Here is a 13,243-nt window from a genome sequence, read left to right on the forward strand (position 1 = left end):
TAATGAAAAGTTACCAAAATCGCTTTGACAGCGAGTTAAGCACACCTATTCCGTAGCCCATTTTGTTTTATCTTGTAAGCCGTTTCCCATATAGGCCTAACAGCCACTCCTCGCACGCCTGAGGACTTCCAACTGCGATAAGGTGCCCACTGTCACCCTCAATCGACCGCAGGGAAGTTGAACATGCACTCCATATTTATCGTTGACGACCATCCGGTGATTCGCCTGGCCGTCCGTATGCTGCTGGAAAACCAGAATTACAAGATTGTCGGCGAGTCGGACAACGGCGTAGACGCCATGCAGATGATCCGCGAGAGCAACCCCGACCTGGTCATCCTCGACATCAGCATCCCCAAGCTAGACGGCCTGGAGGTGCTGGCCCGTTTTCAGAGCATGGCCCTGCCCTTGAAGGTTCTGGTATTGACTGCACAGTCCCCGGCATTGTTTGCCGTACGTTGCATGCACTCGGGCGCAGCAGGTTATGTCTGCAAGCAGGAAGACTTGAGTGAACTGCTCAGTGCTATCAAGGCCGTACTGGCCGGTTATAACTACTTCCCCAGCCAGGCAATAAAAAACAACCAGACGACCGACAGTGACCTGCAACTTTTCCGCCAGGTAAATGACCGCGAACTGATGGTGCTTCAACTTTTCGCCCAAGGCCGCAGCAACAAGGAAATTGCCAAAGGCATGTTCCTCAGCAGCAAGACTGTCAGTACCTACAAGAAGCGTCTCATGCACAAACTGCAAGTCAATACGCTGGTCGATCTGATCGAGATGGCCAAGCGCAACGCGCTGGTCTGAACGTGGTCATGGCCCGAGCTATCAATCGCCTGCTGCTCGTCCTGCTGCTGCTCAGCGGCGCGACACAGGCTGGCCATCGCGAAGCCGCGTCCTTTACGTTACTGGCGCGCTCATCGGCCCACCCCGTCCAGCCCGTGCTCACGCCCGAACAACGGCAATGGCTCGAAGGCCGGCAGGAACTGGTGCTGGGCACATCGGCACCCGACTATCCGCCGTTTGACATCACCGGTGGCGGCAACGACTACCAGGGCCTGACCGCCGAGTACGCAAACCTGATCGGCAAGGCCGTGCAGTTGCCAGTGAGGGTGCTGCGTTTCTCCAGCCGGCAGGCGGCGGTGGAGGCGCTCAGGCACGGTGATATCGACCTGCTGGGCAGCGCCAATGGCTACGAAGCGGCCAGTGACGGCCTGGCACTGTCGCGCCCCTATGCCGTCGACCAACCTGTACTGGTAACCCGTGAAGACGAAAACCGGGCACTGGACACGGACCTTGCCGGCATGCGCCTGGGCATGCTCTACCACTATTTGCCCAGACAGGAAGTACTCACCGCCTACCCCAAGGCCGAGCTGCTGGCCTTCGGTTCTTCCAGCCAGGCACTGAATGCTGTCGCGTTCGGGCAGGCCGACGTGTTCATCGGCGATACCATCTCCACGCACTACCAGCTCAACCGTGGTCATCTGCCCCGCCTGCGCATGGCCAACTTCGGCAAACACGAGGCCATCGGCTTCGGTTTTGCCTTGCGTCAGCAAGATACCGTGCTGCTGGACCTGGTGAACACCATCCTGGACAGGCAAAGCCCGGCCATTCGCTCCAGTATCTTCAAACGCTGGAGCGCCGGCAGCGACCTGTTGCTGAGCGATCGCCAACTGCAATTGAGCGCGGCCGAGCAGCAGTGGCTGGAGAAGCACCCCGTGATGCGCGTGGCAGCCGATGACGCGGCTGCACCACTGTCCTACTTCGATGATTCGGGGCATTTCCGAGGCATCACCGCCGACCTGCTGGACCTCATTCGCCTGCGCACCGGGTTGCGTTTCGAAGTGCAGCGCGCCAGTGGCATTGCCGACATGGTCGCCCGCCTCAAGGATGGCCGGGCCGATGTCATCGCCGCACTGGCCAGCGCCGGCAAAGCAGGGGACGACCTGCAAATCAGCCGCCCCTACCTCGAAAGCGCTTATGTGCTGGTCAACCACAAGGACAACAACACATTGAGTTCACTGGAGCAGTTGCAGGGGCATCGCATCGCCATTACCCGCTACAGCACCATGAACGCCATGCTGTCCCGGGATTATCCAAAGATAAGCTGGGTCGAGACCGAAAGCGCGTTCTACTCCATGGCGTTGCTCAGCAGCGGGGCTGTCGATGCGGTGATCACCACCCTGATCGACGCCAACCACGCCTTGGCCAGCAACCCCGAACTGGTCATCCGCACCTCGGTCGGCAGCGAACCCGCCAACTTCGCCATGGCCACCACTGCCCCGTCACCGGCGCTGTTGTCTATCCTCGACAAGGCTTTGCTGAGTATCTCACCCGAGGAGCTGGGGGTAATCAACAACCGTTGGCGCGGCTTTGGCAGGCATGAGGATGACAACACCAAAGGCTACAGCCGCCTTGCCCTGCAGGTGGTGCTGGCCACGGCCGTGCTTTTGTTGCTGGCCCTGCTCTGGAATGCCCGCCTGCGCCTGCAGATTCGCCAGCGCCAGCGCGCCGAACGCGCGCTGAACGACCAGTTGGCATTCATGCGCGCCCTGCTCAACGGTACGCCCCACCCCATGTATGTGCGCGACCGCGAGGGTTGCCTGAAAAGTTGCAACTACAGCTACCTTGAAGCCGTGCAGGCCCGCTCCGATCAGGTGATCGGCAAAAAACTCAAGGACAGCCTGTTTGCCGATTCCGAGCAGGCTCGGCAGATCCAGGCGGATTACCAGAAAGTCATGGCGGCGGGTTCACCACTGATCAAGGACCGTCCATTACGGATCAAGGACCGGGACCTGACCATCTACCACTGGATCCTGCCGTACCGTGACTCCCTGGGTGAGGTGCAGGGGATCATCGGCGGCTGGATCGACATCAGCGAACGCCGCCAACTGGTCCTTGAGCTGCGCCAGGCCAAGCAGCAGGCCGACGATGCCAACCGGGCCAAGAGCACGTTCCTGGCGACCATCAGCCACGAAATCCGCACCCCGATGAATGCCGTCATCGGCATGCTGGAACTGGCGGTCAAGCGCGCCGACCAGGGCCGGGTGGACCGCAGCGCGCTGGAACTGGCACACCATTCGGCCAAAGACCTGCTGGGCCTGATCGGTGACATTCTCGACATCGTGCGCATCGAGTCCGGGCACTTGTCCCTGGCCCCGGAGGTGGTCGACCTGGCGGCGCTGGTCGAATCGGTGGCGCGCATTTTCGATGGCCAGGCGCGGCAGAAAGGGCTGGCCCTGGAGGTGCAGATCGCCCCGGCCGCACGCTGCCATGTCCTGCTTGACCCGCTGCGCTTCAAGCAGGTGCTGTCCAACCTGGTGAGCAATGCCATCAAGTTCACCGAGCACGGTCAGGTGCGCATCTGCGTCAGGCTGCTGGATGACGGCACCAGCACACCAGCCGTACTGGAGCTGGAGGTGCGCGACAGTGGCATCGGCATCCACCCCGACGACCTGCAGCGCCTGTTCAACCCGTTCATCCAGGCCAACCCGCACAGCCAGGGCGCCCGCGCAGGTACCGGGCTGGGCCTGGCCATCTGCCGCAACCTGTGCGAAATGATGGGCGGCAGCCTGTCCATGAAGAGCCTGGAGGATGTCGGTACCCAGGTGCGCCTGAAGATGCCGCTGCAACGGGTGGATGGCGCAGAGCAGCCGAAACCGCTGCCCGAGCAGCTCGACGTGCCCGACCCACGGCTGAACGTGCTGGTCATCGATGATCACCCGGCCAACCTGCAACTGATGGCGCAACAACTTGGCTACCTGGGCCTGGAGCACGCCAGCGCCCGCGATGGGCAGGAAGGCCTGGCGACCTGGCGGGAAGGCGACTTCGATGTGCTGGTACTCGACTGCAACATGCCGCACATGAACGGTTACCAGCTGGCGACTGCCGTGCGCGCCGAAGAACGCCAGGGCAAGCGACCACCCTGCACCATCCTCGGCTACACCGCCAACGCACAGCCGGAAGTACGCCGCAAGTGCCTGACCGCCGGCATGGACGACTGCCTGCTCAAGCCCATCAGCCTGAGCACCCTCAGCCAGCGCCTGGCTGGCATTCGCCCGCGCCGCCAGCAATGCCCCCGACGCAAGCTGTACCAGCTGGACGGCCTGGCCGCCGTGGTCGGGCCTGACCCGGTTGACCGTCAGCGCTTCCTGGAAACCTTGCATCAGAGCCTTCAGGCCGACCTGGCCAGCCTGATGGCGCTTCACCCGCAACACGACAGCGGCGCCATTGCCGAGCAGGCCCACAAGGTGCTCAGCGCCGCACGCATGCTGGAAGCCCCTGACCTGATGGCGGCCTGTGAAGCCCTCGAGGCCAGCGACTTGCCCATTGCCCAGGTGCGCCTTCGGCGCCAGGCACTGGCACGGCATATGTGCCGAGTGGAACGTGCCCTGGCCAAGGAATTGGCCACAAGCACGAATACTCAGGCAGGCAACCACACGTGTTAACTGGTAGACTGCGCGGCGTTATTACCTAAGAGGATTGTTTCATGGCCACAAACCGCTCCCGTCGTCTGCGCAAGAAGCTGTGTGTCGACGAGTTTCAGGAATTGGGCTTCGAGCTGAACCTGGAATTCAAGGAAGATCTGGATGACCAGGCAATCGATGCTTTCCTCGACGCGTTCCTGGAAGAAGCCATGGACGCCAACGGCCTGGATTATGTAGGCGGTGACGATTTCGGCCTGGTGTGCTCGGTCAAACGCGGCTCGGTCAGCGAAGAACAGCGCGCTGCCGTTGAAGCCTGGCTCAAAGGCCGCAGCGAACTGACCAAGATCGAAGTCAGCCCGCTGCTGGATGCCTGGTACCCGGAAAAGCCTATCAACAAGGCTGAGTGATACTTGTCAGCTTCGGGCTGAAAGGTTGATTGCTGAAAAGGCCACCCCATTCGGGTGGCCTTTTTATTGGCGATGCTTTTCCGTCGAACGTGACGCATCGCGGCTGCGCTTGGGGCATAATGCGTACTGTTTACGTCGTGGGGCCATCATCTCTTACAGCCCCAAAGCCCTTTTCCCTCGCCGCAGGGTATTCACTCGCTATGATCAAAACGCTTCGTCCCTTCATACTTGCCGGCCTGCTGTTGCCACTTGCCTTGCCCAGCCACGCCGCCGTCAATACCACCCTGCCTGCCAAAGTGCAGCAGGCGCTCAAGGCCAACAAACTGCAGGACACAGCACTGTCGCTGGTGATGCTGCCGCTGGACGGCCCCGGCACCCCGACCGTGTTCAATGCCGATGTGTCGGTGAACCCGGCGTCGACCATGAAACTCGTCACCACCTACGCCGCCCTCGAACTGCTCGGCCCGACCTTCCAGTGGAAAACCGAGTTCTACACCGACGGCACCCTGAGCAACGGCGTGCTTAACGGTAACCTCTACCTTAAAGGTGGCGGTGACCCCAAACTGAACATGGAAAAGCTGTGGCTGCTGATGCGTGACCTGCGCGCCAATGGCGTGCGCACCGTCACCGGTGACCTGGTGCTGGACCGCAGCCACTTCGTGCAACCCAACCTGCCGCAGTTCAACGACGACGGCGGTGATGAAAACAAGCCGTTCCTGGTCAAGCCCGACTCGCTGCTGGTCAACCTCAAGGCCCTGCGCTTCGTGGCGCGCAATGATGGTGGCAAGGTCACCGTCGCAGTCGAGCCGCCGATTGCCAGTATCCGTATCGACAACCAGATCAAGCCGGTAGCCTCGAAGAAATGCACCGGTGATGTGCGCTACAACCCGGTGCCCCAAGCCGACGGCATCAGTGTAACGGTCAGCGGCCAACTGGGTGACGGCTGCAACTCGCAAACCTACCTGTCACTGCTCGACCATCCCACCTACGCCGCCGGTGCCGTGCGCGCAATCTGGAACGAACTGGGTGGCAACATCCAGGGTGGCGACCGCATCGAGAATGTGCCCAAGAGTGCTCGCCTGCTGGCCCGAGCCTTCTCGCCAGACCTGGTGGAAGTGATCCGCGACATCAACAAGTACAGCAACAACACCATGGCCCAGCAGCTGTTCCTGAGCCTTGGCGCGCAGTTCCGCACCGATGCCGATGGCGACGACGCCCGTGCTGCCCAGCGCGTGGTACGCCAATGGCTGGCGAAAAAGGGCATCACCGCGCCGCATCTGGTGATGGAAAACGGCTCTGGCCTGTCGCGTGCCGAACGGGTCAGTACCCGGGAAATGGCGGAGATGCTGAAAGCCGCCTGGAAGAGCCCTTACGCTGCCGAGTTCATGAGCTCGATGCCGCTGGTGGGCATGGACGGCACAATGCGCAAGCGTCTCAAGCGCACCGCGATGACCGGTGAAGGGCACATCAAGACCGGCACACTGAACACTGTGCGGGCGATTGCCGGCTTCAGCCGCGACAGCAACGGCCATACCTGGGCGGTAGCGGCAATTCTCAACGACCCGAAACCGTGGGGTGCCTCGCAGGTGCTGGATCAGGTGTTGCTTGACCTGTATCGCCAGCCGAAGCTGGCTGGCAGTACAGCGGCCAACTGACGCCAGCTGCCACTCAGCCGGGCCCGATTGCGCAGTCGATGCAGGAGCGGCTTTGCGTCCCGAAAGGGCCGCAAAGCGGCCCCCACGCCGACCGCGCGCACGGTTTTATACCAGCTCCCCCTCCACCCGGTCCCGCCCGGCCTGTTTGGCCGCATACACGCCGGCGTCGGCGCGCAACAGCAAGGCATCGGCGCCTTCGCCCGACCGCCAGCCCGCCAGCCCGCCACACCGAAGCTTGCAGTCACCTGGCCCACGCCTTCCACCGGTACATTGCGCACCCCTTGCCATAACTCCAGCGCCAGCAGCCGGGCCTGATCGGCATCGCTGCCCGGGCAAAGCACCATGAACTCTTCCCCGCCCAAGCGGCAGAACACATCGGTACGGCGCAAACGCTGAGCGATGCGCTGGCAGAGGCTACGCAGCACCCGGTCGCCGACAGCATGGCCGAAGCGGTCGTTGATGCGCTTGAAGTGATCGATGTCGAGCATGATCACCGCCAGCGGCAAGCCATCGCGCTGGGCCCTTTCCAGTTCGATCTTGAGCCGCTCCTGAAAATAGCGACGGTTATGGATACCGGTCAGCGAGTCGGTGACCGACAGCGCCCGCAACTCTTCCTCCACGCCCTTCAGGTCGGAGATGTCAGTCAGGTAGCCATGCCACAGGGTGCAGCCCTGCTCGCCCACTTCCGGGGTCGCCTCGCCGCGCACCCAGCGCATTCCGGCCCGTGGCAGGCAGACTCGATACTCCTCGCGCCAGGGTGACAAGTGTTCGGCCGAATAGCGCACCGAGCGGCGCACGCGTTCCAGGTCATCGGGGTGGATACGCTCGAACACCGCCGAGGCATCCTCACGCAACTGCATCAGGTCGATCTCATAAATGTCATACAGGCCCATGCTGGCGTATGGAAAACACGAATGGCCGTTGGCATCCAGGCGATATTGGTAGATACCGCCCGGCACCTCGGCGCTGAGCTTTTCCAGCAACCGGTCACGCGCTGCCAACGCCTCATGCACCCGGCGCCGCTCGGTCACGTCAATGCAGATGGCCAGGTAGCCAACCCACAACCCCTGTTCGTCGAGCATGGCAGTCACCAGCATGTTGGCGACCAGCTGGCTGCCATCGGCCCGTAGCAAGGTCCACTCGCCAGGCTCGGCCCCGTGCTCCTGCACCGTTTCAGCGAACATCGCCTGGCCGCCAGCAATGGCGCGGCCAAAACGCAAGCTCAAGGCCTGGGCACGCAGGTTCAGCTCCTCCGGCAGTACCAGGTCTTCAAGGCGCAAGCGGCCGATCGCTTCGCTGGCCGCGTAACCGAGCATGCGTTCGGCACCGGCGTTGAACGTGCTGACCACCCCCTTGAGGTTGGTGGCGATGATCGCCACCTGGGTCGCGGCATCCAGCACACTTCGCAGTTGGTTGTGGGTGCCACGCAACGACTGCTCGCTGACCTGCAACTCGGCAGTACGCTGAGCGACCAGGGCCAGGGCGCGCTGACGCTGGCTGAACAGGCTGTAGAGCAGCACGCTGAGCAACAGGCTCAACAGTCCGCCCAACAAACCGACCGCCATCACCGCCGAGGAGCGGTTCGCCTGCGCGAACGCCTGGCTTGGCTGAATGCTCAGCTGGAAATGGTGATCGGCCAGGCGCAACAACTGATTGCTGGCCAGGGCCAAGGGCGCGACCGGATTTTGCGAATCGAACATCACGACGGGGCCTTGTAACCCGGACGGGTCCGTGATGCGCACGACCAGGTTGTCATCAACCGCTACCGGTCGACCGTCGCTGACCAGCTCGCGCATGCTCAGCAACGCCATCACATAGCCCACTGCCGCACCGCGGGGGTCGGCATCGGAAAATACCGGCGCTACCATCAGCAGGCCGCGCCCTGCCGATTGGGTATCGAACAGGGCCAATGGCTCGGACACCGCCATGCTGCCCGGCGCCAGCGCCCGCGCCAGGGCCGCCTGAGGCCCGCTTTGACCAGCGAGGTCCAGGCCATAAGGCAACCCGGGCCGTTCGCTCGATTGGGTATAGAGCACCGGGAAGTAATGGTCGCGCTGCGAAGCCGGGCGCCATTGGCCTTGCGCGTCCTGGTCACGGATCACATAGCCTGGGCCGGTATGGGCACTGGCCAGGCGCTCGAATTCGGCGCGTTGCGCAGCCTCGACGCGCGGCGCCCAGGCATAGGCCAAGGTGCGTTGCAGCAGTGGTCGGGCATAGCCGTCGAATTCGCGCGGGGTGATCTCGCTGGAAAAACTGAAGAACCGCCGCAGCCCATCCAGGCGCTGCTGCTGTTCGTCAAAGCGCTCGGCAATACGGCTGGCGCGCTCGCTGGCCAGCAGCTCGAAGCGCTGGCGCAGCTGCTGTTTATAGAAGGTGTGCGCGGCAAATGCCAAGGCAGCGGTCAACAAGCCGCCCGCCACCAGTGCAATCAGCGCCATCGCCCACGCGGACGCCCTCTCTGTGCACAAGCCAAGCAACCGCGCACGCACGCCACACTTTGACATACACCCATCTCGTCACGTCAGCGTCCTGCGGATTATCTTGCCCTGCCCTCAGTTATAGCTATTGGCCATTAGCCGTGCAATGTACCTCGTCGCCTCAACGAAGCTGCAAACGCCAGGCGCGATGGATACGGTTATTACGGGCGAAGTCCGGGTCCAGGGTCTGCGCGCTGATTTCTTCCACCACGTAACGCGCCATCAGGTGCTCGTCCAGCTGGAACTTGCGGAAGTTGTTGGAGAAATACAGCACACCACCCGGCGCCAGACGGGCCATGGCCAGGTCCAACAGCTGAACATGGTCACGCTGCACGTCGAATACACCTTCCATGCGCTTGGAGTTGGAGAAGGTTGGCGGGTCGATGAAGATCAGGTCGTAGCTGTCACGGTTACCTTCCAGCCAGGCCATTACATCGCTCTGCTCCAGGCGGTTGCGCTCGGAATAGCCATTGAGCGCCAGGTTACGCCGTGCCCAGTCCAGGTAGGTTTTCGACAGGTCGACGCTGGTGGTGCTGCGCGCACCACCCTTGGCCGCGTGCACGGTGGCCGTGGCGGTGTAGCAGAACAGGTTGAGGAAGCGCTTGCCGGCAGCCTCACGCTGGATGCGCATACGCATCGGGCGGTGGTCGAGGAACAGCCCGGTATCCAGGTAGTCGGTGAGGTTGACCAGCAGCTTGACGCCTCCTTCGTTCACCTCCTGGAAGCGGCCCTCGGTAGCCTGGCGTTCGTACTGGCGCGTGCCGCTCTGCCGCTCGCGACGCTTGAGCACTACACGCTGCGGCGAAATGCCCAGCGCCTGCGGGATGGCAGCCAGTGCATCGAGCAGACGGGCCTGAGCCTTGTCCGGGTCGACCGAACGTGGTGCGGCGTATTCCTGCACGTGTACCCAGTCCTGGTACAGGTCGACCGCCAGGGCATATTCAGGCATGTCGGCATCGTACAAGCGGTAGCAGTCGATCTGCTCGCGACGGGCCCACTTGCCCAGTTGCTTGAGGTTCTTCTGCAGGCGGTTGGCAAACATCTGCGCCCCTTCCGATAGCCGCGCGGGCTCGCTGGCCTGCGGCACCTGCTGGCGGGCTTCGGTGCCTTCAGGCTGCGCTTCGCGGCGTTCACCGGTGACGAACTGGTCAGGCTGCACCTTGAACAGCAGCAGCTTGCATGGCAATGCGCCGTTCCAGAACGCGTACTGCTTGTGGCTACGAATGCCCATGCGCTTGCCCAGTTGCGGCGCACCAGTGAATACCGCTGCTTCCCAGCCCATGCAGGCCTGGCGCAGGCGCTCGCCCAGATTCTGATAGAGGTACAGCAGGCTGGCTTCGTCACCCAGACGCTCACCGTAGGGCGGGTTGCTGATGACCAGGCCTTTCTGGTTCTGGTCCGGGCGTGGCTCGAAGGTGCTGACTTCGCCCTGGTAGATCTTCACCCAGTCGCCCAGGCCGGCACGCTCGACGTTGTTGCGGCCCGGCTGGATCAGCCGCGGGTCAGCCTCGTAGCCACGGATCCACAGCGGTGGCTTGGCCAGGCCGGCCTGCGCGCGCGCCTGCGCTTCGTCATGCACCTTGCGCCACAGCGCCGGCACATGGCCGAGCCAGGCACTGAAGCCCCAGCGTTCGCGCTTGAGGTTGGGGGCAATATCGGCGGCGATCATCGCTGCCTCGACCAGGAAGGTACCCACACCGCACATCGGGTCGGCCAGCGCACCACCTTCGGCCGCGATACGCGGCCAGCCAGCACGGATCAGCACCGCCGCCGCCAGGTTTTCCTTCAGCGGCGCGGCGCCTTGCTGCAGGCGGTAGCCACGCTGGTGCAGGCTGTGCCCGGACAGGTCGAGGGACAGAATGGCCTCGCCGCGGTCCAGGCGCAGGTGCACGCGCACGTCAGGGTCGATCTTTTCCACGGACGGGCGCAGGCCTTCGCGGTTACGCAGCTTGTCGACGATCGCATCCTTGACCTTCAGCGCACCGAAGTGGGTATTGTCGATGCCAGAGCCATGGCCGCTGAACTCCACAGCCAGGGTGCCGTCGGCTGCCAGGTGGTCAGCCCAGTCGACCGCGTGCACACCGTCGTAAAGGTCGTCGGCGTTCTTCATCGAGAAGCGCTTGAGCACCAGCAATACGCGGTTGGCCAGACGTGACCAGACACACAGGCGGTAAGCAGTTTCCATGTCGGCGGCGCCGCGAATGGCCGAGGTGTGCTCGCGCACCTCGTCAAGGCCGAGGCCCCTGGCCTCTTCGGCGAGCAGGCTTTCAAGGCCTTTGGGACAGGTGAGGTAAAGTTCGAAACGGTCCGACATGAGTATTCCAGCGCCTTGGGCTATTTGACTGACGGGGCGACGCATCGCCCCGCGATGTTTGCCCGTACACCTTTCCAGCAGGCGTGCGGGTGACTTTCTGCGGCACACAACGCGCTGCAGAAAAGCCGGGCCGCCTGACCGATCCGTGCCTGGCCCAGTGGCAAAGACAGCTTAGATCATCAGGCAGTACGCGTAATTCTGGCGATCTGCGGGCCAATGTGACCCTTCGTCGCATTTCAAATTATTTCTGTCATCCGCAAACAACGCTGGCGAAATGACGTCAAAGAACGGCAAACCCCGATCATTGCAGGGCTAAACACCAAATAAGGTTGAGTCGCATTTATTTACTTATCCCCTCACCCTTGGAAAGGTTACGTGCTTATGACAAATCGATCATTCACACCGTGACTCGCATTCGATAGAACTGGTCTCAGGCCGCTTCGCAACGAGGCGGCACTTTCAGCTCGCCACGCCGGCAGCGAGCGCAAACCGGCAGAACGACTCTGCCCGGCCTCGGAGAGGCCGACGGGACATTACAGTCAACAAGTGAGGGCAACACCCTATGAGAAGACTTAAGCGTGATCCGTTGGAAAGAGCATATTCACGTGGCTACCAATACGGGGTCACCGGCAAATCCCGCGAACTTTGCCCCTTCAATCTTCCTTCTGTTCGCCAAGCCTGGATCAACGGCTGGCGTGAAGGTCGCGGTGATAACTGGGACGGAATGACTGGCACCGCTGGCATCCATAGACTCAACGAAAATCACGCCGTTGGCTGAACGAGGACACTGAATTCGATTTACCATGCACGCCCCATCCGGGCGGCGGGCTAAGGCCCAGGGGCCCCTTGAAGGGGCCCTTTTTATGCCTTGGCAAACCTCATCAGCTGTACCCACACTCCCCCTGCAGGGGCGGGCTGGTCAGGTTACCGCGGCATTGCCGCGATAGCATCCACCGCTTCGCGAATCAGCGCCGGCCCTTTGTAAATGAAGCCCGAGTAGATCTGCACCAGGCTCGCCCCGGCCGCGATCTTCTCGGCAGCATGACGGCCTTCGGTGATGCCCCCAGCGGCAATGATCGGCAACTTGCCGCCCAGCTCACCTGCCAGCACCTTGACGATATGGGTGCTCTTCTCCAGCACCGGTGCGCCCGACAGGCCGCCCGCCTCGCCACCGTACGGCAATGCTTCGACACCTTCACGGCCCAGCGTGGTGTTGGTGGCGATCACCGCATCCATGCCCGACTCCATCAGCGCGGCGGCCACCAGCGCCGTTTCTTCGTCGCTCATGTCCGGCGCGATCTTGATTGCCAGGGGCACGCGCTTGCCATGTGCACCGGCCAGTTGTTCGCGGCGCTCGGCCAGGGCGTCGAGCAACTGCTTGAGCGAGTCCCCGAACTGCAGGCTGCGCAGGCCCGGGGTATTGGGCGAGCTGACGTTGACCGTGATGTAGCTGGCGGCGGTGTAGACCTTGTCCAGGCAGATCAGGTAGTCATCGACGGCACGTTCGACCGGGGTATCGAAGTTCTTGCCGATGTTGATGCCCAGCACCCCCTTGTAGCGCGAGGCGCGTACGCGCTCGAGCAGGTGATCAACGCCCAGGTTGTTGAAGCCCATGCGGTTGATGATGGCCGTGGCTTCCGGCAGGCGGAACAACCGGGGCTTGGGGTTGCCAGGCTGCGGACGCGGGGTGACAGTGCCGATTTCGACAAAACCGAAGCCCAGCTGGGCGAAGCCGTCGATGGCCGCGCCGTTCTTGTCCAGGCCAGCTGCCAGCCCCACCGGGTTGGCGAAGTTCAAGCCCATGACCGAAACCGGCAATGACGCCGGTTGCTTGCACAGCATGCCGTTGAGGCCCAAACGGCCACCGGCGCCGATCAGGTCCAGGGACAGGTCGTGGGAAGTTTCCGGGGAAAGCTTGAACAGCAGCTGGCGGGCCAGGGTATACATGGGCGGGCAAGGCTCAGGGTGA

7 protein-coding genes and 1 pseudogene are annotated in these 13,243 nt (G+C 62.6%); 5 read left to right on the forward strand and 3 right to left on the reverse strand.

Going from position 1 to position 13,243, the window contains the following annotated elements; genetic code table 11:
• Window positions 1-183: 183 nt before the first annotated feature.
• The 4 genes from ACF8FG_RS25945 to dacB all read left to right on the forward strand — a co-directional run bounded on the left by ACF8FG_RS25945 (window position 184) and on the right by dacB (window position 6,483).
• A complete protein-coding gene (locus ACF8FG_RS25945) occupies window positions 184-801 on the forward strand; it encodes a response regulator transcription factor (protein ID WP_003248700.1) in 618 nt (205 codons plus the stop codon).
• 8 nt (window positions 802-809) lie between these two features.
• Complete coding sequence (locus ACF8FG_RS25950; RefSeq protein ID WP_392519363.1) at window positions 810-4,442, forward strand: ATP-binding protein; 3,633 nt, start codon at window positions 810-812, stop codon at window positions 4,440-4,442.
• Window positions 4,443-4,483: 41 nt separating this feature from the next.
• A complete protein-coding gene (locus ACF8FG_RS25955) occupies window positions 4,484-4,828 on the forward strand; it encodes a YggL family protein (protein ID WP_003248695.1) in 345 nt (114 codons plus the stop codon).
• 200 nt (window positions 4,829-5,028) lie between these two features.
• Window positions 5,029-6,483 (forward strand): D-alanyl-D-alanine carboxypeptidase/D-alanyl-D-alanine-endopeptidase, encoded by a 1,455-nt coding sequence (gene dacB, locus ACF8FG_RS25960; RefSeq protein ID WP_014591809.1) that lies wholly within the window; start codon window positions 5,029-5,031, stop codon window positions 6,481-6,483.
• Between the two features lie 105 nt (window positions 6,484-6,588).
• On the opposite strand, the pseudogene ACF8FG_RS25965 reads toward dacB, so the two are convergent.
• A pseudogene (locus ACF8FG_RS25965) lies at window positions 6,589-8,987 on the reverse strand (diguanylate cyclase).
• Window positions 8,988-9,081: 94 nt separating this feature from the next.
• A complete protein-coding gene (gene rlmKL / locus ACF8FG_RS25970; protein WP_014591811.1) occupies window positions 9,082-11,274 on the reverse strand; it encodes a bifunctional 23S rRNA (guanine(2069)-N(7))-methyltransferase RlmK/23S rRNA (guanine(2445)-N(2))-methyltransferase RlmL in 2,193 nt (730 codons plus the stop codon).
• Between the two features lie 562 nt (window positions 11,275-11,836).
• On the opposite strand from rlmKL, the gene rmf reads away from it, so the two are divergent.
• Window positions 11,837-12,052: a ribosome modulation factor gene (rmf, locus tag ACF8FG_RS25975; protein ID WP_003248687.1), complete on the forward strand. Its 216-nt coding sequence runs from the start codon at window positions 11,837-11,839 to the stop codon at window positions 12,050-12,052.
• A 146-nt stretch (window positions 12,053-12,198) separates the two neighbouring features.
• Here the strand turns inward: rmf and ACF8FG_RS25980 are convergent, their stop codons facing one another.
• Window positions 12,199-13,221, reverse strand: coding sequence for a quinone-dependent dihydroorotate dehydrogenase (locus ACF8FG_RS25980; RefSeq protein WP_014591812.1), 1,023 nt, complete (start codon window positions 13,219-13,221; stop codon window positions 12,199-12,201).
• Between the last annotated feature and the right edge of the window lie 22 nt (window positions 13,222-13,243).

The sequence above is a fragment of the Pseudomonas sp. YQ_6 genome, assembly GCF_043103245.1.
Lineage (GTDB): Bacteria > Pseudomonadota > Gammaproteobacteria > Pseudomonadales > Pseudomonadaceae > Aquipseudomonas > Aquipseudomonas alloputida.

What these genes read in the sequence shown, in the direction of transcription:
- ACF8FG_RS25950 (WP_392519363.1), top strand. Translation starts at nt 810, where the DNA reads ATGGCCCGAGCTATCAATCGCCTGCTGCTCGTCCTGCTGCTGCTCAGC.
- dacB (WP_014591809.1), top strand. Translation starts at nt 5,029, where the DNA reads ATGATCAAAACGCTTCGTCCCTTCATACTTGCCGGCCTGCTGTTGCCA.
- rlmKL (WP_014591811.1), bottom strand. Translation starts at nt 11,274, where the DNA reads ATGTCGGACCGTTTCGAACTTTACCTCACCTGTCCCAAAGGCCTTGAA.
- ACF8FG_RS25980 (WP_014591812.1), bottom strand. Translation starts at nt 13,221, where the DNA reads ATGTATACCCTGGCCCGCCAGCTGCTGTTCAAGCTTTCCCCGGAAACT.
- ACF8FG_RS25955 (WP_003248695.1), top strand. Translation starts at nt 4,484, where the DNA reads ATGGCCACAAACCGCTCCCGTCGTCTGCGCAAGAAGCTGTGTGTCGAC.
- rmf (WP_003248687.1), top strand. Translation starts at nt 11,837, where the DNA reads ATGAGAAGACTTAAGCGTGATCCGTTGGAAAGAGCATATTCACGTGGC.
- ACF8FG_RS25945 (WP_003248700.1), top strand. Translation starts at nt 184, where the DNA reads ATGCACTCCATATTTATCGTTGACGACCATCCGGTGATTCGCCTGGCC.